Source organism: Candidatus Amarobacter glycogenicus (assembly GCF_016704105.1).
GTDB classification, from domain to species: Bacteria; Chloroflexota; Dehalococcoidia; order Tepidiformales; family Tepidiformaceae; genus Amarobacter; species Amarobacter glycogenicus.
This window is the reverse complement of sequence record NZ_JADJAT010000002.1, coordinates 50831-73290: the sequence shown is the minus strand read 5'-3', so window position 1 is coordinate 73290 and position 22460 is coordinate 50831. Positions and strand designations below refer to the sequence as shown.

Sequence of the window (22460 nt, the reverse complement as noted above, 5' to 3'; positions counted from 1 at the left end):
CTCAACGTACGTTCGCACCGGGTGGGGGTCAACCTTGCCCGGCCGAGATGGACAGTGCCGTTTCGGCAGAGGCGATTGCCTCGCTTCGCTCGGTGCGCCCGAGCGGTCGTGAAGCCGGTAAGGCGATAGTGAAGGCCGTGCCCTTCCCGACGTCCGAGGAGACGTTTACGGTTCCTCCGAGGGACTCGACCAGCTCCTTCACGATCGCCAGGCCGAGGCCCGTGCCACCTTCGCGGCGGCTCCGACCACGGTCGACGCGGTAGAAACGGTCGAAGATGCGTCCAAGGTTCTCAGGAGGGATGCCGGCACCGTTGTCCGCGACTTCGATCAGTGCGCTGGCACTTTCCTGCCGTGTGCGGACGGTGACCGCGCTTCCTTCGCCAGAGTACTTGATGGCGTTGTCCACGAGGTTCAGGACGCTGCGGTAGAGCAGGTCCGGGTTGGTGACGACCTCGATGCCGTCGGCCGAAGTGACGTTCAAGGAGACGTTCCGGGATTGGGCGACCGGCTGCATTTCGCGGATGACCTCCCGGGCGATTGTTCCGAGCTCGACCGGTTCGCGTTCGGGACGGTCGTGGTCTTCCCTGGTCAGGAGCAAGAGGTCTTCGCTGAGACGAGTCAGCCGGTCGGTCTGGCCCTTGATTGTGGCGAGGAGGTCCTGGTATTCCTCAACGCTCGCATCCGGATCCATCTCCGTGACCTCGATGTTCGTCCGGATTGCGGCGAGGGGCGTCCGGAGTTCGTGGGAGGCGTCCTGGACGAATTGGCGCTGACGCTCAAAGGAATGCTCGAGCCGGTCAACCATCGAGTCGAACGTTTGGGAGAGGGCCCAGAGTTCGTCTTTGGGGCCTTCGTAGTTGATGCGTTTACCAAGGTTGGAGGCGGTGATTTCAGCCGCGGCCTCGGTGATGTCTCGCACGGGGCGGAGCATCATGCCGGATAGGACATAACCACCGACACCGGACGCGACCGCGAGCCCAACCACGCTGAAGAGCGACCAGAGCCGGAGACGGTCGAGGTTCTCGGAGTAGATCTGGTCCTCGGCGTCACGGACGAGGAGCCCCGGGGTGATGGTCCGTCGCGGACCCGTTAACGCCCCACCGGGTCCCGGAGCCTCGGGCGCGTACTGTTCTGCGAGGATGTTCTCGATGCTGACCACCCGCGGCTGGTCGAGCCGCACCGCGATGTTGAGGGCCAGCACGAAAGCGACCCCGAACACGAGGAGAAGGCTGGAGTACCAGACGGTGAGCCGGAAGCGGATGCTCCGGGTGAACGCGGGGATATGCACCCTAGAGAACGTACCCCTTTCCACGGATGGTCTCGATGAGCTGATCGTCGAAGCCCTCATTCAGCTTGCGGCGCAGGTTGTTCATGTGCACTTTCACGGTTTGGGTGAAGGGGTTCGCATGTTCATCCCAAATGTGCTCCAGGAGCTCTTCCTGGGGGACTGCGCGGCCCTCGTTGCGAGCAAGGTAGTAGACGAGCGCGAACTCCTTCGGAGTCAGGTGAATGTCCCGTCCTTCCCGTTTGGCCCGGTTCGTGTTGGGGTCCAACTCGAGGCCGCGAGTGTCGATGACTGGCTCGCGCAGGCCGCCTTCGCGGCGTGTGATTGCCCGGATGCGGGCGGCAAGCTCACTGAAAGCGAACGGTTTGACGAGATAGTCGTCGGCGCCGTAGTCGAGGCCTTCGATTCGCTCGCGGATGGAGCTGCGGGCGGTCAACATAATGATTCCACCGGCAAAGCGATCTTCGCGGAGGCGGCGGCAGACTTCGAGACCGTCCACCCGGGGAAGGTTGAGGTCCAGGCAGATGACGTCGTAGGTGTTGACGGTTGCCTTGTCGAGTGCCTCGGCACCGTCGTGAGCGACATCAACGGCGTAGCCCTGCTTGGTCAGGCCGCGCTCGATGGCGCTGGCGATTGCATCTTCGTCTTCGACAACGAGTACGCGCATGGTCGAACTCCTCGCTCAGGTCTTGGAACCACCGTAGTCGGGCGGCTCCGAAGTAAAGGTAAAGATACATCTCTCGACACCGTGCCGGCGCCTGGCTCCCGCATTGAGTGAGGCTCTTCGCGGCTGCGCTGGGACCCGGACTCGATGGGTGTTCTGGCGGAATGGGGGTATGATTCGATTTCGGGACCCACGTGGCGCCCACGTTTGTTTCGAGGGATTTAGATGGTACTCGCTGAAGCGCCGGCTCGCGGTTTGAGCCTTTCGGGAATCGCCGACCTCCTCGGGGAGGATGCGAACACCCTCCTGAGCCACCAGTGCCAGACCATTCCCCGCGAAAGTCTTCATCTGCCGGGGCCAGACTTTGTGGACCGCGTTTGGGCCGGGAGCGACCGCACTCCACAGGTCTTGCGGAACCTGCAGGCGATCGCCGGCCATGGCCGTCTGGCGGGAAGCGGTTACGTTTCAATCCTCCCGGTCGACCAGGGGATCGAGCACTCTGGGGGCGCTTCGTTCGCGAAGAACCCGGCTTACTTCGACCCCGAGAACATCGTGCGGCTCGCGATGGAGGGGGGCTGCAACGCCGTGGCTTCGACGTACGGCGTGCTGGGCTCTGTGGCGCGCAAGTACGCCCACCGCATCCCGTTCATCGTCAAGGTGAACCACAACGAGCTCCTGACGTATCCGAACAAGTTCGACCAGATCATGTTCGGGACGGTGAAAGAGGCATGGAACATGGGTGCGGCCGCAGTCGGTGCAACCATCTACTTCGGGAGCGAAGAGAGCGGCCGTCAGATCGTCGAAGTCGCAGAGACGTTTGCCCACGCGCACGAGCTGGGCATGGCGACCGTGCTCTGGTGCTACCTGCGGAACCCCTCGTTCAAGGTGAACGGCGTCAACCATGAGACATCCGCGGACCTGACCGGCCAGGCGAACCACCTCGGCGTCACAATCCAGGCGGACATCGTGAAGCAGAAGCTGCCGGAACAGAACGGTGGCTTCAAGGCTCTGAATGCCAACGGGGTGAGCTACGGCAAGAGCGACGACCGCATGTACACAAAGCTCGCCAGCGAGAGCCTGATCGACCTGGCGCGGTACCAGGTGGCGAATGGCTACATGGGCCGAGTCGGCTTGATCAACTCTGGTGGGGCCAGCGCGGGCGAGAGCGACCTTTCCGAGGCGGTGAAGACGGCAGTCATCAACAAGCGCGCCGGTGGCACAGGGCTCATCAGCGGTCGAAAGGCCTTCCAGAAACCGATGGCGGAAGGTATCGCGCTCCTGAACGCCATCCAGGACGTGTACCTCTGCGATGGCGTAACGGTCGCCTGACCCGGGTTCGTGCGAACAAGAACGAGGCCCGGCAGTTGCCGGGCCTCTTTGTTGTCATAAGACGGGTGAACTCAGGCGGCGTCGGCGATGCGGGCTGCCGCGCGGAGGATTCCCCGGCGCTCGAGCATGTAGCCGAAGCCTCGAACGTTGACGATGTAGCTCGGCTCCGCCGGGTCCAGCTCCACCTTCCGGCGAATGCGGCGGATGTAGACCTTGACGATCTCCTGCGCTTCGCGGTCTGAATAGGTGTAGTCCTGGACGGCGCGAAGGATCTCGACCGGGCTGACGACCTTGCCGGCGTTCTTCGCCAGGTAAGCCAGGATCTTGAACTCGGTGGGCGTCAGCGGGATCGTTTCTTCGTCGCGGACGGCCTGGCAGCGGTCGAAGTCGAGGACGAGGTCCCGCACGGTGATCGTGCTCGGGCCGTCGTCGCGCGTTTCTTGCTGGGCCGGGGCCTTACGCCGGGCAAGGGCGCTCAGCTGGGCACTGAGGAGTTCAACGCCGTCTGTGTCCCGCAGGCAGACATCGGCGCCAGCTTCGAGCGCGAGGCTCATGCCGCTGGTGTGCGGTCCAGGAGCCATCACGAGGACGGCTGCGTTGCAAGCGCGCGCAACCTGGCGTACCAGGGCCACGTCGTCATCGTGCCGGGGATCAACCGCGAGGACCACGAGGTCCGGGTCGAACTGGCTGATGAGCCGTTCGGTTTCACGGTCGTGTGGGCGCTCCGTCGTGGTGAAGCCGTGACGCGCAAGCGCAGGCAGCACTTCGGAGGATCGGTACTCGCGTGTGTGAGTCACGAAGGCAACCTGGCTGCGGAAGCCTTCGTCGTATCGGTCCGCCATAAACATCATCCCCCATGTCCCCGCGGCGTTGCCCGGGAACTCGTCGTACCGGAGGGAGCGCCCCAGGGGCAGTCCTACCGGTGTGTCATTAACTATCTTCGGCAGCGATCGCCTCCCTAATAGGGTCAGTCGTGTTCAGGAAGGCCACAAATGTGGCGAACTCCGCGCGGCGCCAGGCCGCACCGGGAACTCACACGAAAGCGCCCGGCCGAAGGAGCCGGGCGCGCCGTGAAGTGCGGAGAGGAAGGCGCTTGCCCGGCTCGTTCAGGCGGCTTCGCGCAGAAGGGCGCGACGAAGCCGCTTCACCGCCTGGGCGTGGAGCTGAGAGACCCGTGTTTCAGAGACCGAAAGGACCGATGCAATGTCCTTCATGGTCAAATGCTCGACATAATAGAGAGACACTACCAGTCGCTCACGGTCGGGAAGCGACTGGACCGAACGAGCGAGATCTTCGTAGAGCTCACGCTCTTCGAATGAGCGCGTGAAGTCGATATCTTCGTCTGCGGTCGGCATTTCCGCCGCCGGGAAAGAGTCGCCGTCGTCGTCTCGTTCGAGCATCCGGTCCAACGACACGGTTACCCAGCGCGAGTTCGAACTGGCGTCGCGGTACTGGTCGATCGAGATGCCGAGATGAGCAGCGGCTTCGTGCTCGTTGGGCGACCGGCCGAGCAACGTCTCGAGCTCGCTCTGTGCGCGCTGGACGTCGCGGGCCTTCTGGCGCATCGTCCGGCTAAGGCGGTCCATGCGCCGGAAGGCGTCGATCATGGACCCTCGAATGCGCTGGACAGCGTAGGCGTGGAAGTTCGTGCCCTTCGAGGGGTCGTACCGGCGGACCGCCTCGACGAGACCGCAGGTTCCGTACCCCACAGCGTCCTCGAATTCGAGAAGGCCAGGGATTTCGAGTGGCAGCGAGCGGGCGACGCGGCGCACCAGGGGTGCGTATTGCATAACGAGCTGTTGCTGCTCTTCGAGCGTCAGGCGGCTGGGCGTGACGCTCACTTCAAGGACGGGTTCTCCACTAGAGGACGGCCACTGCATTTTCTTGCTCCCCCGAACAAGTACCCCGACCGCAACCGGTCTGACTTGGTTGTCGATCAGATGAGACGATTGTTCAGATCAGGCCGGTGACAGAACAACGCATGATCGGTGACGGCTCCGTGATGGTTGAGTGACAAGACAGGACATAAGGGAAAACCCTGAGTGACAGGCGGGTGAACCCTTACAGGTGGCCCAGGCCGTTCTGAACTGCATAACTGATATAGTGCGAAGTTCCACCGCGGTGCTGCGACGCCCCTCTGGCCATCCCCGGCTGGTGCAGTGGACAATCGGCGTCGAATGACGACCGTCGCAACCGCGGGGCAGGCTTCGGGAGTGATCGTGCGCCGCTTCGATGAAACGGCGGGCTGGACGGACGAGCACCGGCTCGAGGGTGGTTGGCCCACCGCGTCGCCAGGGAACGGAGGTTGGACCACCTCGGTGGTCGACCTCGAGACCCGGCTGGAGCACACGGCTCGCGAGGGAGCCCTGGAGGTGCCCGGGGCGGACACTCGGCCGGCGGCGCTGATCGGGCCGCGGCTGGCGCACTACGCGGCATGGGCTGATAGCGGTGATGTCTTGTGTTATGTCGTACCCGACGGCCAGGCACTCTCGCTCCGGACGTGGCGGCGCGGCGAAACCGGTTTCCGCACCCACCTCAGCGCATCCCCGCTGTTTCCAGCGTGGGTGCCGGGCACCAGCCAGCTGCTGTGTCACCACGGCGCGAGCCTGACGGCCTTCGACGCGGTGAGCGGCGACCAGCGGATGCTATCGGCGACCGCGACGGGATTCCGGACTCCCGCGGTCCGTGACGATGGAGGATCCATCGCCTGGGCCGAGGTCGACGCCGGCCAAGTTCATGTTATGACGAGCAGGCTACAGGGAGAGTCAGCAAGAGCGGCTTCGTTCCCGAACGGCGTCGCGCTGGGGTTTCGTCCCGGGAGCGGAGAACTGACGGTGGCTGTCGCGACGTCTCCCGAGTCCGGAATCTTCGGCGAAGTCGTCACCCTCGCCGGGGAAGAAGGCGCCCGGCGACTCGTGAAGGGGCCCCTTGCGGCTTTCTGGTGGGCGCCGAACGGAGAAAAGATCATCACGCTCCATCCCACCTACAGCGGTGACGGGCGTTTCCAGGCGCGGCTGCACGACGCGCGGGGGCGGTTCGTGGGTGCGATGGAGTCGCTCATCCCGGCCCGAGACACCGCGACGATGATCGGGTTCTTCGACCAATTCGCGGTCTCGCACCCGTGCTGGTCCGCCGATAGCCGGTGGTTTGGGATCTGCGGTCGAACCTTGACCGAGGGACCTCACCCGTCGTTCTCCGGCGGCCAGGGGGACTTCGCGTGGGCCTGGGATACCCGGACCAGGGGGCTCCCGGAGAACCTCGGTGCGGCGACGATGCTGGCGTTCGACCGGGCATGAGGTAAACGGGGGGTAATTCGCGAAATTGAAGCCGCCGAATTTGCCCCTGTACACTCGCAACATCCCCCTCTCAGCGAGGGGTTCAAAGGACACCCACCAGACTGATGGATATCCCACGCGAACAGCCGCAACCCGGCCTCGGCGAGCGGCTCGCTCGAAACGCCGTCATCGTCTTCCTTGTCCTGGCGATGGTCACCCTGGCCTTTGGGCTGGCGTGGGGCATCCAGGACATCCGCCACGACGAGGGCTCCCAGTCCGCGCCTTCGAACGGCGTTGCCGCCCCCGGCGCCGCGGGGTCCAGCGTTGGTGCGGCAATCATCGATGAGATAGTCGACCTGCTGAAGAACCAGTATGTCGACAAGTCGATCCTGGATGAGGAGACGCTGCAGCAGGCGGCCATCGACGGGATCATCGCGGCCCTCAACGACTCTCACACTGAATACCTGAGTCCGGCGGAACTCAAGGCGGGCGCGCTCAGCCTGGATTCGAGCTACGACGGCATCGGAGCGAGTGTTTCCGATACCACCGGCGTCGTGACTATCGTCGCGCCCTTCAGGGACTCGCCCGCGGAAAAAGCGGGCATCCGCCAGGGAGATACCGTCCTCAAGGTCGATGGCGAATCGACTGAAGGCTGGACCTCCGAACAGGCAGTCCAGAAGATCAGGGGCCAGCAGGGCACACCGGTCACGCTGGAAGTGAAGCACACCGACGGGACGATCGAGACGATCAAGATCACCCGCGGCAACATCCCCATCGAGAGCGTGTACTCCGAGCCCCGGATCGAGATCATCCCTGGGGAAAGCGGCGAGAAGCTGGTGGATCGCGACGGGAAAGAAGTCACGGACCTCGCCTACATCAACATCTCGCAGTTCCATGACCGCACGGTCCAGGAGCTGAAGGCGAAGCTGAACGGTATCGAGAACAAGGGATACAAGGGCCTCGTGCTTGACCTCCGGGGAAACCCGGGCGGCTTGCTCCAGGCGACGGTTGACGTTGCGGACGAATTCCTGGCCGGGGGCACGATCATCTCGGAGGTCGATGCGAACGGGAAGTCGAAATCGTGGTCGGCGAAGCCGGGCGGGTCGGCGACGAAGATCAAGATCGTCATCCTGCAGGACGGCGGGAGCGCCAGCGGCGCTGAAGTGCTGGCAGCAGCGCTTCGTGACAACGGCCGAGCGCAGATCGTTGGTGTGCGGAGCTTCGGCAAGGGCACGGTGAACCAGCTTCAGCCGCTGAAGAACTGCGGCGACCCGGACGGCTGTGGCGCCCTCTACCTCTCTGTAGGGAGGTGGCTCACCCCGAACGGCGATCAAATCGAGGGCCTCGGAGTGAAGCCAGACATCGAACTGCCGATGACGTACGACGAGTACGTGGACCAGGGCGACATCCAGATGTTCAAGGCTATCGACCTGCTCCACGGGAAGTAGCCCGGGCGCTACACTGGGAGTCATCACCTCAACGGCCCCGTCGAGATGGCGGGGCCGTTTTCGTGCGAAACGTTATGGCAGATTCGACCATCGCCCAGAACCGCCGCGCGCGGCATGACTACGAGTTCCTCGCGAAGTTCGAGGCGGGCATCGTGCTAACCGGATCGGAGATCAAGTCCGTCCGGGAGCATCGTGTCCAGTTGCAGGGCGCCTACGCCCGGGTGAAGGATGGCGAACTCTGGCTCCAGGATGCGCACATCGCCCCGTACGCGAGCGCGGGCTATTCCGGCCACGACCCGGTGCGGGACCGCAAACTCCTGCTGCACAGGAAGGAGATCCGCAAGATCGAAGAGCTGATGGCGGGCAAAGGCTTCACGCTCATCCCACTGGCGATGTACTTCAAGCGCGGGAAGGCGAAGGTGGAGATTGGTGTCGGGCGCGGCCTGCATCATTATGACAAGCGCGAGAAATTGAAAGAGCACGACCAGAAGCTGGACATGCAGCGGGCCTTGCGGCGGGGGGCGTGAACGTCGAACAGGTGTGCTATCCTTGAGGTATCACGGGGACGAAGGGAATCGACAGGGAGCTAGGTAGCCGGATAGCAGGCCGAGGTTGGGCGTCACCCTCGTAAATCAGGCGGCCAAAAACAAATGGCAACAATCGCCAACTCGCACTCGCAGCTTAATACCCTGTAGAGGCCGTCCCTCCCGAAGCCCGGCCTGGTAGCGTCGGGAAGGGGCGTCACTAAAGCCAGGATGCCGTGGGCTCACGCCGATAGCGCCCGCGAAAGATCATCGGCTGGTTGGGAAACGTGGGGACCACCACTGCAGTTTCCCAGCGAGATCCCCATCGGTGGGAAAGCCTGTAGGACAATTCGGAGCTGATCTTCGCTGGACCGGGAGTTCAACTCTCCCGCGTCTCCACCAATTTTCGAATCTGGGGCCCGAGATCCTGGCCTGTTCCAGTTTGGCCCCCACTGGCCAGAATTCCCCGGTCGTTCGCCTCGCAACGACAGTACCGGGGCGTTCTCCAGCGGCGCTCCAGATAGCATCGGACCGGATTCGCTGCTCAAAGTGGGCCGAGGTCGTCAACTGGCCCGGGCTTGGTTCAGCGACGACCGCCGTAGCCAACAAGTCGTCGCCCTGGTCCAACCCGGTGTCCTCCGATGAACTTACGAAGGCCCAGGGCACTCCGCGACCACCTTTCTGACGACGCGCTGGGTGGCTTCATTCCCGCTGCTGTCTCCAGGCATCCGGCGCAGCAAGCCAATTCGACCGCTCCACTCGTCCGGAGTTCCGCGACTCCAATCAGTACCCGGTCAAACCGTGAAAGCCAGATCGTCGGCTGCCGCAGGTAGGGAGTCCGTGGCGGGCGCGATTCGGTCACACCAGCGGGCGTGCATCGGCCCGCGGATCGAAGACCGTAGCCGGCTGAATGCTTCCGGCCATCGCGAAGACGCCGCGGCCGTTTCGTTCTCGTTGGGGCCACTACGCCGCGTAGCCAGAATCGAGCCCCGATCACCCGGCGGTTCGCTGTTCGGCTTCCGACCGACGGCCAGAGGGCGTCGTTCCATGTCTCCGTGCAAAACTGGTGCATCGCGGTCATCAACTGATGATGGAGCAGTAGGTCACGCGCGCTGCTCTTGTCGGAACCAGCTTTTCGTTTGAACCACGTCATCGGCTTCGCCCCTTCGGGTTAGCGGGCGGAATGTTACATCGGGTTCGCCGTCCGCCAGCTGGCAATCCTCGTTCCCGCGAGCTCGACGGCCGATCCGTGGTTCGCGGCTGTTCCTGCGCGCCTTCGAGGACGTGGGCGCGGATCCGAGCGTCGCGCCGACATCGACGTCGGCGAGCACGAACCCGGGGTCGGGCTTTCGTTTTCCCGGACGATGACGGGGAGCGCATTGACGCCGGCCGATCCTTCCCTGGAGCGGATCCTGCGGAACTTTCGTGGCGGCTGGAACGGGCCGCCCGCGGCGGTTGGTCTAGTCGGCCAGGGCGTCGACGATGGCGGTACTCCCGGCGAAGTGATCGGCGCCCGGAGGCGGCACCGGCAGGATGAAGGCGGTATTCATCCCGGCTTCTGCGTAGGCTGGCAGCTGGACCTTGATCGCGGATGCCGAGCCGACCAGGGCCCGCTCCTGGATGAAGGTCGCCGGAATGTTGGCCAGGGCAGACTCACGCTCGCCGGTCGTCCAGCGCCGGGCCGTTGACTCGCAAAGCTCACCCCATCCGTCGGCGCCGAAGAACTTCTGGTAGACCGGCGACATGAGGTACGTCAGCATCTCCTGCTGATAGCGCGGCAGCACCGGGGCGATGTCGTCCGTAACCGTCGCTCGAAAGAACACTGCCACCTCGAACGGTGCGTCCAGGTGGAGTTCCCTGCGGGTGGCCCGGATGAGGTCCACCGCCCGTTTCACCTGCCTGGTGCTGACGAAGTTCAAGATGACGCCATCCGCGATTTCGGCGGCGAGGCGCAGCATGCCGTCGTTGAGGGCGCCAAGGTAGATCGGTATCGAGCCTTGGCCCCGGCGGGCGAGGCTTGAGCGGCGCATGGGGAACGCCCCCTCGGCGGTAACCCGTTCCCCGGCGAGGAGCTGGCGGACCAGGCTCACGTACTCGCGGGTACCTGCCAGCGGCTTTCCCCACGGGCGGCCATGCCAATCCTCAACGATCACGCTGGTGCTGGTGCCCAGGCCGAGCACGAAGCGGCCTCCTGAGAGGTCTGAGAGTGACTGGGCTGTCATCGCGGCCAGGAGCGGGTCCCGAGTCTGGATGGGGATGATCGCCGTTCCCACGCGCATCGTCGTCGTGACTGCGACGGCGCTCGCTGCCTGCGTGACGGCATCTGCCCCGTTGACTTCCGACACCCAGGCGCCAGTGAGTCCTCGCCGTTCGGCGTGGGCAATCAGCGCTGCCTGTTGGAGAAGATCGCGTCCGGACACGGCCAGTTCTAGACGATATGAAGCCATCTTCGAGCACCCACAGCTTTCTAGAAGCGCATCCTACCCGTTGATGAGCTTGAAGACGCAGCGACCGGTGATCCACGGGATGCCGGGCTTCCCAACGGCAGCGAGTGGATTTGTGCGGTGAGGTAAGGCTCGCGCGAGGCCCTGTCGCGACCCGAGCTGCCGGCGCGACGGGGCCCCAACCGGGGTTCCTCTTTGCGTCTTGTGTTGCTATTCCCAACGGGGAGGGATACCTTCCGGCACTGCATGGAACGACTGCGGTTCGACCGTTCCCCCGTCCGGGCTTCCCTCCGCGCGGTTGGGCTTGCCGTGTTCGTCCTGGCGTTTGGCAGCGTGGCTTCGTTCGGGCGGATGGAGACCGCGGTGGCTGCCTGCACGGGTGCAGCCAGCGCCGACATCCCGTTTCCCACCGTTGTCTCACCGGCTCCAATAGGACAGACGGTCCAGGGCCCGGCGCCGTTGCAGGTCGTCATCTCACTGAACGACAGCGCCATCGAGTCCACCCCGATCACGAGCTCGCTGGATTGGAACGACGGGAGTGCCGAGCAGCCCCTCGCCATCGTTAGCTGCGGCGACGATATCTACTCCTTCCCCGGGCAACAGCATTCGCACACGTATACGACCCCGGGTAACTACGCCGTCGTATGGCGAATCAACGCCCAGGGTCTCGGCCCGATCGCGCCGCTGGTTGTCTTCGTGAACGTCGAAGCGGCAGCAGCTACACCGATCCCTGCGACGGCCACTCCGGCGCCGCCGACTCCCGCAGCAACCGCCCCAAACCCAACCGCGACATCCCCCGCACCAGTGGCAACGTCTCCCGCTGCGACGACCGCAGCCACCAGCGAGGTCACACCGGCGACTCCGCCCCAATCGCCGGCCCCGACATCAACTTCGACCCCCGTGCCGCCGGTCCCGACGCAGGTGCCTTCGACGCCAACGCAGGCTGCGGTTGCCGCCGTCGCATCGGCTCGACCATCGGATTCGAGCCGGCCGAGCGTCGCACGAGAGGTGCCCGGCCCCGGCGACGTTTCGACGGACCCCGGGGTCATTTCGACCAATCTCATCCTCGCCGGTGTCACCGTCTGGGTATTCTTTAGTTCGGTGCTCTTCAACCAGACCGCCCAGCAACACCGCGAGGAGATCAGCGGCTGGTGGCGACGCTGGACCAGCATTGCGAGGGGACGAAAGCCCTTCGCCAGACGCCTGAAAGTCCCCAGGGCAGCGAGCATGGCCGGGGTTCTTGTGGCGACCGGGTTCATTTACGGATTCCTCGACCCGGGCTTTGGCTTGAACCGGTCCAGCGCGGTGCTTTTCGTGAGCGTCATCGTGGGTGTTGGCCTCGTCGGATTGCTGTATTCGGGGCTTGAAGCGTGGTCGCGTGAACGCACGCTGGGGTCAATCGCCGAGGTGCGGGCGTATCCGCTTTCGCTTGCCGTTGCCGTGCTGTCGGTGGTCGCGTCCAGGGCGCTTGGCCTCCAGCCGGGGGTGGTTTACGGGTTTGCCGCTTCGTGCGTCGTCCTCGGAGGGGCTGCTGGTGATGAACGGAACGAGGGCAGGGCGCTGGCGGTGCCGGTTGCTGCATGCCTTGGTCTCAGCACCGTGTGCTGGCTCCTCGTGACGCCGGTGCGGGCACTCCCTGGCGCGGCTCTCTCCGACACCATGGAGGCAATCGCGGTGATCGTCTTCATCGGGGGACTTGAGGGGCTGCTGATCAACCTGATGCCGCTCGATGTAATGGACGGAGCGAAGATCTACCGCTGGAGGCGCAGCGTGTGGGTCGGGTTGACGCTCGTTTCGGCCTTCCTGGCGTGGCACATACTCCTGAATTCGCAGCGTGCGTACTTCGACAGCCTGCGCACCGCCGGCTCGTTGTCGGTGCTGGTGGCTTTCGTCGTCTACACCGCGGCGGGCGTTGCACTGTGGGCATTCTTCGCTGTACGTCAGAGACGGAGCGGCCCAGCCGCAGCGACGTAGCACCATCTCGCCACTCGATTTACGTTTGAAGTTAGGCTCCGGCGAGATGCTAGCGCATCCTGCCGAGACCTCGCCGATACGTTAGAGCGTCACGGAGTCGCCAACGGCGATACGACCTTCCACGAGCACCGAGCAGTACATCCCGGCGTTGGCATTGTTCAGTTCGCCGGCCTTTTTCAGGACCGCGGGAGTGGACTCGCCGGTCTCGGGACTGAGCGTGATCATGTTGCAGCGCCGGTCCGGCTCGTGGACGGCGATGGTGGCTCCGCCGATCGTGACAGCTTTGCCAGCCCATGCGTTCTCAGCGAACGGCTCGTCGCCTATCTCGACGATGAGGTTCATGCGGAAACGGCGGTGGTCGGCCTCGACACCGGCAGCCTCAGAGAGCGCGCGGATGGTCGCGGTGGAGATGACCGAGACGTATGCGACATCCTGGCAACCGCGGTAGTCGGTCCGCAGCGCCGGCGCCTTTCCCGACCACTCCTGCAGTTTCGCCCTCATTTCCGGGCTGGTCAGGTCGAACTCGCCCTCAGGGGTAACCACGTTCACGCTTGGCGGCTTGTGTCTGTGCTCCGGTGACGCACCGCCGCTCAGAACCGGCTGGCAAAGGAGCATCTGCGGGCAATCTCGCGCCGTAAACCACGGAAATGACGTGTAAAGGCCTTCCTGGACGAAAGCGAACGCGCGGTCAAACGGCAGGCCGACGAAGTCGACGTCGACGGAGTCGAGCGACTCTCCACGCATGGATTTCACGGGGTAACGGGCGATGTGGGTGATGGTGCCAATGCTCATGCGTTCGCTCCTGCCAGCTTCTTCTTTTCAATAATCGCGTCGAGTTCGACCTTCAGGCGGTCGAGCACGACATCGTAGGGGAAGGCGCCCAGTTCCTGTTCGCCTTTCTTCAGGTTCACGAAAGTGGGCGCGCACCAGAGGCCGAGGTCCGCATCATCGGTTTCGCCGGGGCCGTTTACGCGGCAGCCCATGATGGCGATCGTTATGTCGTAAGCTTTGGCGTACACCGACATTTCTTTGACCTTGAAGGCAAGGTCCACGAACGCCTCGTTCTCGACTCGACTGCAACTCGGGCAACTGATGATGTTGAGGCCGTGATCCTGGAAGACGGGCACCGATCGGTAGCGGCCGGCCTCGACGTCGGCGATGATCTGTAGCCCGGCTTCGACTTCCTTCCACTTGTCGGCGAATGGCAGCGTGAGCGAGACCCGCAGGGTGTCACCGATGCCGCGGCTGAGGAGCTGCTCGAAGGCGATCCGTGTCTTGATCACGCCGTCAGGGAGCATGCCGGCTTCGGTCACCCCGAGATGGAGCGGGACATCCGGCCTGGCCGCAGCGAAGCGAACGTTGCCCTCGATGACTTTGCGAGGGTCGCTGTCTTTCATCGAAACCACGTAACGCGTGAAGCCCAGGTCATCCAGGATCCGGCAGTGCTCGAGTGCGCTTTCGACCATCGCTGTGACGCCATCGAGTTCGGGGGGATCGGCGCCCTGGAACTTCGCATCCATCGCGGGATCGACCGAACCGCAGTTCACTCCCACGCGTAGCGCGAGGTCATGCTTCACCGCCGTCTGGGCAATGAGCGCGACTTTGTCCCGGACCGGCTTGTCCTTTTCGTGGTGATAGAGGTGGCCGGGGTTGTAGCGGACCTTGTTGACATGGGGCGCCACCTGCGTCACCAGCCGGTAGTTCTCCTGCAGGTCGACCACAAGGTTGGCCTGGGGCACCCGCTGGCGGATGACGGCGAGGGCATCGACATCCTTCGGGTTGTCGACGGCAATGCGAACGAGCCCGGCGCCCGCATTGTGGATCATCTCCGCCTGGTGGACGGTCGCTTCGATGTCCTGGGTGCGGGTCGCGCACATCGATTGGACGACGATGGGATGGCCGCCGCCGATGGTAACGGAGCCGGCACGGACCGGCCGGGAATTGGCTCGCTTCATACACGGATCAGTCTACCAGTGCGCGCCGCGGCAGGCGTTATCAACAGCGAGCAGCGCGCGGGGGAACCCACGGTCAATGGGCCGTGTGTTCTTCGGGTTCGTCGTCGCCGCCAAACCAGTCACGGTCGATACCGGTGAAAACAAGGAGCGGCAGGACGAGCAGTGCCGTCGCCGCGGACATTGCCAGGACAGGCCCGCGACTGGCCCTGAGACTGTTCGCCCGCGAGGCCGAGTACTCATTTCCGCTGGCGCGGGCGAGAGCGCGGGCCTTCGTCCGGAGGCGGAGGCTGTTCGCCATCACACTCACGGAACTGAATGCCATCGCGGCGCCCGCAAGCACGGGGTTCAGCAGGCCGAGGGCCGCGATCGGGATCGTTACGACGTTGTAGCCGAATGCCCACAGGAGGTTCTGGCGGATCGTGTTCAAGGTGGACCGAGAAAGGGCGATGGCCTCCGCTATTTTCGAGACGTCTCCGTTCAGGAGCGTTATGTCTCCTGTCTCGATAGCGACGTCGGTCCCGGTGCTCATCGCGATGCCGATGTCTGCCTGGGCGAGGGCCGGTGCATCGTTGATGCCGTCGCCGACCATGGCGACGGCGAGACCCTCCGCCTGGAGCGCCCGGACGAACTCGAGCTTGTCGACCGGCCGCGCTCCGGCACGGTACTCGGCAATCCCGGCACGTTTGGCGACGGCTGCGGCGGCGAGGGGGTTGTCGCCGGTCATCATGATGACCCGCAGTCCCTGGCTCTGAAGCGCTTCGACTGCACGCGGGGCGTTTTGCTTGACATCGTCGAAGATGCCCAGGACACCAGCGATGCGTCCATCGAGAGCGACCAGAATCGCCGTCCGCCCGGCGGACTCGAGGCGCCCGAGCAGGGCGCCGATGTCGTTGCCCGGTGCGAACCCGGATTCTTCGAAGAAAGCCAGGTTACCGGCCATGACCAGCCGGCCCTCGACCATCGCCTGGACGCCTCGCGCGGTGACGGCTGAGAACTCTGAAACGGGCGGCAGATCCAGCTTCGCATCGACGGCAGCATCGACGACGGCGCGGCTGAGCGGGTGTTCGCTCCCGGATTCGGCGGCGGCGGCGAAGCGCAGCAATTCAGAGCGGGAGATGTCGCCGATTGGCTCGATGTCGAGCACCTGGGGACGCCCCTCGGTCAGCGTGCCGGTCTTATCAAGGACGACCACGTCGAGCTTTCGAGTCCGTTCCAGGACTTCGGCGTTCTTGATGAGGATACCGCGTTCGGCCCCGAGCCCGGTGCCAACCATGATGGCGGTAGGGGTCGCGAGGCCGAGCGCGCACGGGCAGGCGACGACCAGCACGGCGACCGCGGCGACCATGCCATCCTGCCAGCCACTGCCGACGAATCCCCAGGCGACGAAGGTGAGGGCAGCGAGCACGATGACGGCCGGAACGAATATCGCCGCGACCTGGTCAACGAGCTTCTGGATGGGTGCCTTCGAGCCCTGGGCATCCTCGACCATCTTCGCCATTCGCCGGAGGGCGGTGTCCTCGCCGACCGCGGTGGCTTCAAACGTGACGACACCGTTCTGGTTGATGGTCCCGCCGATGACATGGTCGCCGGGCTTCCGTTCGACGGGAATCGATTCTCCGGTCAGCATCGATTCGTCGACAGTGGAGTGACCGTCCCGGACCACGCCGTCGACCGGGATGCGCTGGCCGGGGCGGACCACGAGGAGGTCGCCGCGAGCGACCTGTTCGACTGGCACTTCGGTCTCGACACCGGCACGGAGGATCGTCGCATTACGGGCGCTGAGGCCAAGGAGTGAGCGAATTGCACTCGAAGCCGCGCCTTTCGAGGTTTCTTCGAAGTACTTGCCCATCGTGATGAAGACGAGCACCGCGGCGGAGACATCGAAGAACATGTGGTTGTGGTTGTCCCGGAGGACGACCCATGCGCTGTAGAGGAACGCCACCGACGTTCCCATGGCGACGAGCACATCCATGTTTGGGTTCAGGTGACGAAGGCTGACCCAGGCGCCCCGATAGAACCGCCAGCCGAGGCCGAGCTGAATGGGCGTCGCGAGAGCGAGCACGATCCAGCCGTGAAGCCGGGGGTCATCGTTGATGTGCATGCCGGCGATGTCCATTGCCATCGCCAGGATGATCGTCGGGACCGCGAGCGCGCCGAAGAACAGCAACTGAACGAGGGTAGACCGGGCGTGGGCCTCCCGCTCGGCCTGGCGGTCTTTGCCCGCGGCCGACGGAGCTGCCTCATAACCCGCCTTTTCAACGGCAGCGACGAGCGCACCGACTGCAACCGGTGATGCGAACGTCACGCGGGCCGTCTCCGCTGCGAGATTGACGCTGGCGGTCTCGACTCCCTGAACCTTGCTCAGGGCGCGTTCGACTCGTCGGACGCAGGAGGCGCAGGTCATCCCGGTTATGTCGAGCGTGACGGCGGGATCTGCTGTGGCCATCGGGTGTGGTCCCTTTCCGTGGCGCGGGCAGGCTACCGCGCAGCCGCGGTGTAGCCCTCTTCCTCGACGGCCGCGATGAGCGCGCCGAGGTCAACGAGGTCGGCCGTTACGGTGGCTTGCTTCTTTTCGAGACTGACGACAGCGTCTGAAACGCCGGTGACGTCCTTGAGGGCATTGGTGACCGCCTTCACGCAGTGATCGCAGGTCATCCCGGTGATCTCGAGTTCGATCGTCTTAGCCATGTTGTGCACTTCCTTTCGCGATGGGTGTTGCTTCAGCGGGGCCCTGTACCCGATAAAGCCGCAGAAGTTCGGAGATAGCTCGCTCTTCCTCGCCGCCGGTCATCATCTCGATGACATGGGTGCGGAGGTGGCCCTCGATGACGAGCCCGTCCAGGCTGCGCAGGGCTTTCTGGATGGAGAGCGAGAGATCGAGGACATCCATGCAATAGCGGTCGTCTTCGATCTGTTTCTCAAGAGCCTGGACCTGGCCGCTGATGATTTTCATGCGGCGAAGGGCCTGACGGCGAGTCTCAGGGGTCATCTGGTGATGTCCTCAATAGGGTACCCCCCTATCCTGCCGCAGTCCCCTGCGGGATGCAAGACCCTGGCGTGCTGCCTTTCGGGCCTATGCCAGGTTGTGTCAGAATCCCGTCCGCAATGCGAATCGAAGACGACAACGGCATCTCCGGTCTCCTCAAAGGCGATGAGCGAAAGCTCTGCGGTGGATTCGGGTTCACCGAAGGGCCCATCTGGGTCGCGAGCGACAGCGCGCTGGTGTTCAGTGACATCCCCGGCAACACGATGTACCGATGGCGTCCGGGCCGGGACGAGGCCGATGTCTACCGGAAGCCAAGTGGCTGGTCGAACGGGATGACCCTCGACGGCTCGGGGCGACTCGTGGTCTGCGAACACGGCGGGAGGCGCGTCTCACGCGGCGAGTACGCGAGGCCGTCGGAGACAGTCTCCCTGGCGACCGCATGGGCCGGGAAACGACTGAATAGCCCAAACGACGTCGTGGTGCATTCGAGCGGCGCGATCTTCTTCACGGACCCCACGTACGGCATGGACACCGGCCGCGTACCGGCCTTCGGTTCGCCAGGGCAGACACAAGAGCTCGACTTCCAGGGGGTGTACCGGATCGCGGCAGGTGGGGCCCTGGAGTTGACGATCGCCGAAGGGTTCAGCCAGCCGAACGGCCTTGCGTTCTCGCCCGACGAGTCCGTGCTGTACGTTGGAGACTCGCAGGAGCGGTTGATCTGGCGGTATCCCGTGGGAGCCGACCTTTCGCCTGGGACGAGAACACTCTTCGTGGACCAACGAAACGACCCGCGGCGGGGAGCACCCGACGGCATGAAGGTGGACAGCGACGGGCGGTTATGGACGACGGGCGCAGGCGGCGTCTCGGTCCATACAGCCGAAGGAAGCTATCTCGGAGTCTTTGAGATGGACGAGCATGCGGCCAACCTGACCTTCGGAGGAGCGGATTTCTCGACGCTCTTCCTTACCGCCGGGACGAGCGTCTACGCGGTCGAAACCCTGGTCCGAGGGTCCGTCCCCGGTTCTCGCTAGCCTGCCATCGTCAGGCCGCCACTCACGCTCAACACCTGCCCGGTAACGAAGGCGGAATCGTCACCGGCGAAGTAGACCACTGCCCCGGCGAGGTCTTCGGGTTTCCCGAGCCTGCGCATTGGGATACCCCGGACCATCGATTCGATGACCCTCGCACCGCCTTCGCCGGAAGTGACCTCCGCCAACAGAGCGGTGTCGGTGGGTCCCGGGCAAACGACGTTCACGCGGATACCGTTTCGGGCCATTTCGCGGGCGATGGTCTTGCTGAAACCGATGATGCCGGCCTTGCAGGCGGAGTAAACGGCTTCGCCGGTGGAGCCGACCCGCCCGGCATCCGAAGCGATGGAAACCACCGCCCCAGACTGCTGTTCGACCATGACGGGCAAAACCGCCGAGAAGCAGTTGATGGGACCTCGAAGGTTGATATCGATGACACGATCACGGGTTTCCGGTGTCGTCTGGAGGAACGGCTCGATCTTGTCCCAGCCGGCGTTGTTCACCAGGACATCGATCCGCCCCCAGCGTTCGAGAAGGGAAGTCACGGCGGCCGCCACCGACTGAAGGTTCGTTATGTCGCACTCGATTGCGACCAGCTCACCGCTCCGCTCACCTCGCAACGCGACGGTTTCCACAGCGGACTGGGGCCTGATGTCCGCCACGCCGACGCGCGAGCCCTCCTCCGCGAGCCGGAGACAGATTGCCTGTCCGATGCCGCTGCCGCCGCCGGTGACCAAAGCCACTTTTCCCGCCAGGCCGGTACTCATCGCCTGTCCATCACCTGGCGCCAACGGCGCCGCAGGTCTTGAGATGCTCGATCTCATCCCATGCGAAACCAAATTCGAGGAGTACTTCTTCCGTGTGCTGGCCGAATTCAGGCGCTCCCGAGCGAATCGAACCCGGACTGGCTTCGAGCTGAACGGCGGGACCGACAATCTTGCGTCGCTCCCCGGAAGGGTGGTCGTATTCCACGATGTATTCGTTCGCGACAACCTGGGGATCCGTGGTGATCTGTTCGTAGTCCTGGACCGGTGCGCAGGGCAGACCCTGGCCGCAGAGGAACTCGACCCACTCCCACTGGTCCTTTTCGAGGAAGAGCGCATCGAGCTTCCGAATGATCTCTTCGCGATGGTCGTAGTGGTCCGGAAGCCGGTTGTAGCGGGGGTCATCTCGCCAATCGAGGTGTCCGATGCCCTCGCAGAACGGCCTCCACCAGCGTCCGATCTGGGACATGCTCAAGGCGATCCAGCCGCCATCCTTGCACTGATAGACGTTCCACATGGGCGCCGCCTGAGCGCGGGCGCGCCTCGGAGGAATGGCGCCGGTAAACAGGGTCCCGGTGATGTTGAACGACTGGAGCATGACCTGGCCGCCCAGGAGCGATGCATCGATTTGCTGACCCTGGCCGGTCCGGGCCCTGTGCCAGAGTGCGATGAGGATCCCGTAGGAGAGGGAGATGGCGCCCACCTGGTCCGCCATGCCACCGAAGGAGAAGATCGGCGGGAGGTCGGGCGGGCCCTGCGTCATCATCGTACCGCCGCGGGCCTGTCCGAGGATGTCCATCGCCGGCCACTCTCGGTGCGGGCCCTTGGAGCCATAGCCGCTGGCAGAGGCGTAGATGACGCTCGGGTTTCGCCCGCTGACGGCCGCGTAGTTGAGGCCGAGCTTGTCCATGACACCCTGGCGCATGTTCTGGACGAAGACATCTGCCTGTTCGGCGAGACGGAGGACGGTTTCGCGGCCCTCCGGGTGCTTAAAGTCGACTACGATGCCGCGCTTATTACGATTGTGGCTCTGGAAGTAGGCGTCGCTCACACCACGTCCGGGATCCGGCGAGTCCGGTCCTTCGATCTTGATGACGTTGGCACCGAAGTCGGCCAGCATGGCACTGGCATAGGTGCCCTGCTGCCAGATGGTGCAGTCGATTACCGTGAGTCCCGAAAGCGGGAGCCCGGTGTTCGGGACATCGGGAAACAAAGAAGCCCTCCCTGAGCGACCAGGCGCTCTGGCGGGAATCTTGGAAACGCACGGTGGCGCTGTCAACGACGACGAGGTCAAAGAGCGCCTGTGATAGTGTCCTGAACAGCCGGTGGGGGGTTAGCAAGCATGCGTATTGGAGCGCACGTTTCGAGTGCCGGGGGGCACCACCTCGTTTTCGAACGGGGGCGCGCCATTGGGGCCGAGGCCGTCCAGCTGTTCATTTCGGCGCCGCAGCAGTGGAAGCTACCGGCATGCACCGGGGAACAAATTGACGCGTTCAATGCGGCACGGGAGAAGCACGCGCTCCCCGCGTTCTTCCACGGCGTCTACTTGATGAACTTCGGGAGTCCGGATGAAGGAATGCTCGAGCGCTCGATGGCCTCGCTAAGATCGTACATGCATTTCGCGGGACTCATGGGTGTGGCCGGCACCATTTTCCACGTCGGGAGCCACCTGGGCGCCGGGTTCTCGGACACGATGGCGCGACGCATCGGCGGGATGCTCCTCGACGTGCTGAACGACGAGCCAGCAAACCCTTCGCTCCTCATCCTCGAGAACAACGCGGGCCAGGGCAATTGCATCGGCGGCCACTTTGGAGAGCTCGGGGCGCTTATTCGGGCGATGGACAACCACCCCCGTGCAGCGGTCTGCATCGACACGTGTCATGCCTTCTCCATGGGATACGACCTTGCGACCGAGGACGGCTGCCAGTCCGCGATGGAGGAGTTCGAGCGGGAAATCGGCTTCTCGCGGCTCGCGGCCGTACACGCGAACGACACGAAGCAGCCCATCGGGACGTTCCGAGACCGGCATGAAAACATCGGCGAAGGGCACATCGGTCTTGCCGGATTTCGGACGCTCATGGCTCATCCGGCCTTCCGAGATGTCCCGTTCCTGCTTGAGGTGCCCGGGTTCGATGGGGCCGGACCTGACGTGAAGAATGTCCAGCGATTGAAGAAACTTCGAAGGGAGCTGGCGATAGACGGCCCGAAGCTCCCGAGGATTCCGTCGACGAAGAAGCCGAAGTAGGCTTTGGAAGAGAACAAGCGACGACTTCAGAGGTAACTATGGCTTCGACTGGAAAACTGCAGGGAGCGCTCCTGGCGGAGTGTGGCGAGTGGGTCTGGGAACAACTGCAGGAGGACGGCTATCAGATGTCCGGTGAGCTGGTCGACCTCATCCTCGAGACTGAGCGCGAACTGGCCATCCATACGCGTCCTCTCGACGAGATCGCCTCGCTGCTGGAGGAGGAGTTCCGCATGCGCGGCATCGTGGCGCAACCATATGGGCTCGACGCCGCGCTCATCAAAGTGATCCTCGAATGGGAGGACGACTTTCTCGGTTTCGCCTCCATTTCCCGCGCGGAAAGTTGACCTCATGCGGCGAGGTGGCGGACACTCGCTGCAATCTCGCGAGTCGGAGGCTGCCGCACCAAAAGCCAGGACACAGCACACAGAGAGCCAGTAGCAAGCGCCAGGTCCTTCAGCGGTGAAGGACGACGAGGCGGGGGCAGTATCGAAACATTCGGCGGATGGCCCCCCGGCAGGCACGGCCGCAGGCAGCACACA

General features: G+C 64.1%; 20 protein-coding genes and 1 other RNA gene. 9 read left to right on the top strand and 12 right to left on the bottom strand.

The features are described from left to right. Positions 1-28: 28 nt before the first annotated feature. Positions 29-1288 (bottom strand): ATP-binding protein, encoded by a 1260-nt coding sequence (locus IPG14_RS05090; RefSeq protein WP_343391091.1) that lies wholly within the window; start codon positions 1286-1288, stop codon positions 29-31. 1 nt (position 1289) lies between these two features. After that, positions 1290-1952: a response regulator transcription factor gene (locus tag IPG14_RS05085; protein WP_343384451.1), complete on the bottom strand. Its 663-nt coding sequence runs from the start codon at positions 1950-1952 to the stop codon at positions 1290-1292. Between the two features lie 222 nt (positions 1953-2174). On the opposite strand from IPG14_RS05085, the gene IPG14_RS05080 reads away from it, so the two are divergent. Beyond that, positions 2175-3278, top strand: coding sequence for a class I fructose-bisphosphate aldolase (locus tag IPG14_RS05080; protein ID WP_343391090.1), 1104 nt, complete (start codon positions 2175-2177; stop codon positions 3276-3278). A 71-nt stretch (positions 3279-3349) separates the two neighbouring features. Here IPG14_RS05080 and IPG14_RS05075 read toward each other — a convergent pair whose 3' ends face one another. Further along, on the bottom strand, positions 3350-4120 hold the full coding sequence (locus IPG14_RS05075; RefSeq protein WP_343384453.1) for a response regulator transcription factor: 771 nt from the start codon (positions 4118-4120) through the stop codon (positions 3350-3352). A gap of 264 nt (positions 4121-4384) precedes the next feature. Beyond that, complete coding sequence (locus tag IPG14_RS05070; protein WP_343384454.1) at positions 4385-5119, bottom strand: FliA/WhiG family RNA polymerase sigma factor; 735 nt, start codon at positions 5117-5119, stop codon at positions 4385-4387. A 336-nt stretch (positions 5120-5455) separates the two neighbouring features. Between IPG14_RS05070 and IPG14_RS05065 the strand changes: the two genes are divergently transcribed. The 4 genes from IPG14_RS05065 to ssrA all read left to right on the top strand — a co-directional run bounded on the left by IPG14_RS05065 (position 5456) and on the right by ssrA (position 8927). After that, complete coding sequence (locus tag IPG14_RS05065; protein WP_343391089.1) at positions 5456-6574, top strand: hypothetical protein; 1119 nt, start codon at positions 5456-5458, stop codon at positions 6572-6574. Positions 6575-6678: 104 nt separating this feature from the next. After that, positions 6679-8001, top strand: a complete 1323-nt coding sequence (locus IPG14_RS05060; RefSeq protein ID WP_343384456.1) for a S41 family peptidase — start codon at positions 6679-6681, stop codon at positions 7999-8001. Positions 8002-8075: 74 nt separating this feature from the next. Beyond that, complete coding sequence (gene smpB / locus IPG14_RS05055; protein WP_343391088.1) at positions 8076-8528, top strand: SsrA-binding protein SmpB; 453 nt, start codon at positions 8076-8078, stop codon at positions 8526-8528. A 34-nt stretch (positions 8529-8562) separates the two neighbouring features. Beyond that, positions 8563-8927: a transfer-messenger RNA gene (gene ssrA, locus IPG14_RS05050) on the top strand. Positions 8928-9985: 1058 nt separating this feature from the next. Here ssrA and IPG14_RS05045 read toward each other — a convergent pair. Beyond that, positions 9986-10945 (bottom strand): LLM class F420-dependent oxidoreductase, encoded by a 960-nt coding sequence (locus IPG14_RS05045; RefSeq protein WP_343391087.1) that lies wholly within the window; start codon positions 10943-10945, stop codon positions 9986-9988. 270 nt (positions 10946-11215) lie between these two features. On the opposite strand from IPG14_RS05045, the gene IPG14_RS05040 reads away from it, so the two are divergent. Beyond that, positions 11216-12943 carry an FGLLP motif-containing membrane protein gene (locus IPG14_RS05040; protein ID WP_343391086.1) on the top strand — a complete coding sequence of 576 codons (1728 nt, stop codon included), beginning with the start codon at positions 11216-11218 and terminating at the stop codon, positions 12941-12943. An 81-nt stretch (positions 12944-13024) separates the two neighbouring features. Here the strand turns inward: IPG14_RS05040 and IPG14_RS05035 are convergent, their stop codons facing one another. From IPG14_RS05035 to IPG14_RS05015, 5 genes are all read right to left on the bottom strand, one after another. Then, on the bottom strand, positions 13025-13735 hold the full coding sequence (locus IPG14_RS05035) for an MOSC N-terminal beta barrel domain-containing protein (RefSeq protein ID WP_343391085.1): 711 nt from the start codon (positions 13733-13735) through the stop codon (positions 13025-13027). Continuing rightward, positions 13732-14898: a (E)-4-hydroxy-3-methylbut-2-enyl-diphosphate synthase gene (gene ispG / locus IPG14_RS05030; RefSeq protein ID WP_343391084.1), complete on the bottom strand. Its 1167-nt coding sequence runs from the start codon at positions 14896-14898 to the stop codon at positions 13732-13734. Before ispG ends, IPG14_RS05035 begins: the two co-directional genes overlap by 4 nt. Positions 14899-14971: 73 nt before the next feature. After that, entirely contained in the window at positions 14972-17344 is a 2373-nt protein-coding gene (locus IPG14_RS05025) for a heavy metal translocating P-type ATPase (protein WP_343391083.1), read from the bottom strand. Between the two features lie 32 nt (positions 17345-17376). Continuing rightward, positions 17377-17586 carry a cation transporter gene (locus IPG14_RS05020; RefSeq protein ID WP_343384464.1) on the bottom strand — a complete coding sequence of 70 codons (210 nt, stop codon included), beginning with the start codon at positions 17584-17586 and terminating at the stop codon, positions 17377-17379. Continuing rightward, positions 17579-17887 (bottom strand): metal-sensing transcriptional repressor, encoded by a 309-nt coding sequence (locus IPG14_RS05015; protein WP_343384465.1) that lies wholly within the window; start codon positions 17885-17887, stop codon positions 17579-17581. The genes IPG14_RS05020 and IPG14_RS05015 overlap by 8 nt, the downstream gene beginning before the upstream one ends. Before the next feature lie 116 nt (positions 17888-18003). Here IPG14_RS05015 and IPG14_RS05010 point away from each other — a divergent pair, with 116 nt between their 5' ends. Beyond that, positions 18004-18915 (top strand): SMP-30/gluconolactonase/LRE family protein, encoded by a 912-nt coding sequence (locus IPG14_RS05010; RefSeq protein ID WP_343391082.1) that lies wholly within the window; start codon positions 18004-18006, stop codon positions 18913-18915. On the opposite strand, the gene IPG14_RS05005 is transcribed toward IPG14_RS05010, so the two are convergent. Together IPG14_RS05005 and IPG14_RS05000 are read right to left on the bottom strand one after the other, a co-directional pair. Next, positions 18912-19679, bottom strand: coding sequence for a 3-oxoacyl-ACP reductase family protein (locus IPG14_RS05005; RefSeq protein WP_343391081.1), 768 nt, complete (start codon positions 19677-19679; stop codon positions 18912-18914). The genes IPG14_RS05010 and IPG14_RS05005 overlap by 4 nt on opposite strands. A 10-nt stretch (positions 19680-19689) precedes the next feature. Further along, positions 19690-20889 carry a CoA transferase gene (locus IPG14_RS05000; RefSeq protein WP_343391080.1) on the bottom strand — a complete coding sequence of 400 codons (1200 nt, stop codon included), beginning with the start codon at positions 20887-20889 and terminating at the stop codon, positions 19690-19692. 129 nt (positions 20890-21018) lie between these two features. Here IPG14_RS05000 and IPG14_RS04995 point away from each other — a divergent pair, with 129 nt between their 5' ends. Together IPG14_RS04995 and IPG14_RS04990 are read left to right on the top strand one after the other, a co-directional pair. Further along, positions 21019-21921 (top strand): deoxyribonuclease IV, encoded by a 903-nt coding sequence (locus IPG14_RS04995; RefSeq protein WP_343391079.1) that lies wholly within the window; start codon positions 21019-21021, stop codon positions 21919-21921. A 38-nt stretch (positions 21922-21959) separates the two neighbouring features. Further along, the gene (locus IPG14_RS04990) at positions 21960-22265 is read left to right on the top strand and encodes a hypothetical protein (protein WP_343384470.1); all 306 of its coding nucleotides are present in this window, start codon (positions 21960-21962) and stop codon (positions 22263-22265) included. The last annotated feature ends 195 nt before the right edge of the window (positions 22266-22460 follow it).

Bases quoted from the DNA above. Each gene is read 5' to 3' on its own strand.
- IPG14_RS05005 (WP_343391081.1), bottom strand. From the start codon at position 19,679: ATGAGTACCGGCCTGGCGGGAAAAGTGGCTTTGGTCACCGGCGGCGGC.
- IPG14_RS05015 (WP_343384465.1), bottom strand. From the start codon at position 17,887: ATGACCCCTGAGACTCGCCGTCAGGCCCTTCGCCGCATGAAAATCATC.
- IPG14_RS05035 (WP_343391085.1), bottom strand. From the start codon at position 13,735: ATGAGCATTGGCACCATCACCCACATCGCCCGTTACCCCGTGAAATCC.
- IPG14_RS05085 (WP_343384451.1), bottom strand. From the start codon at position 1,952: ATGCGCGTACTCGTTGTCGAAGACGAAGATGCAATCGCCAGCGCCATC.
- IPG14_RS05080 (WP_343391090.1), top strand. From the start codon at position 2,175: ATGGTACTCGCTGAAGCGCCGGCTCGCGGTTTGAGCCTTTCGGGAATC.
- IPG14_RS04995 (WP_343391079.1), top strand. From the start codon at position 21,019: ATGCGTATTGGAGCGCACGTTTCGAGTGCCGGGGGGCACCACCTCGTT.
- IPG14_RS05040 (WP_343391086.1), top strand. From the start codon at position 11,216: ATGGAACGACTGCGGTTCGACCGTTCCCCCGTCCGGGCTTCCCTCCGC.
- IPG14_RS05075 (WP_343384453.1), bottom strand. From the start codon at position 4,120: ATGGCGGACCGATACGACGAAGGCTTCCGCAGCCAGGTTGCCTTCGTG.
- IPG14_RS04990 (WP_343384470.1), top strand. From the start codon at position 21,960: ATGGCTTCGACTGGAAAACTGCAGGGAGCGCTCCTGGCGGAGTGTGGC.
- smpB (WP_343391088.1), top strand. From the start codon at position 8,076: ATGGCAGATTCGACCATCGCCCAGAACCGCCGCGCGCGGCATGACTAC.
- IPG14_RS05060 (WP_343384456.1), top strand. From the start codon at position 6,679: ATGGATATCCCACGCGAACAGCCGCAACCCGGCCTCGGCGAGCGGCTC.
- ispG (WP_343391084.1), bottom strand. From the start codon at position 14,898: ATGAAGCGAGCCAATTCCCGGCCGGTCCGTGCCGGCTCCGTTACCATC.
- IPG14_RS05025 (WP_343391083.1), bottom strand. From the start codon at position 17,344: ATGGCCACAGCAGATCCCGCCGTCACGCTCGACATAACCGGGATGACC.
- IPG14_RS05010 (WP_343391082.1), top strand. From the start codon at position 18,004: ATGCGAATCGAAGACGACAACGGCATCTCCGGTCTCCTCAAAGGCGAT.
- IPG14_RS05020 (WP_343384464.1), bottom strand. From the start codon at position 17,586: ATGGCTAAGACGATCGAACTCGAGATCACCGGGATGACCTGCGATCAC.
- IPG14_RS05065 (WP_343391089.1), top strand. From the start codon at position 5,456: ATGACGACCGTCGCAACCGCGGGGCAGGCTTCGGGAGTGATCGTGCGC.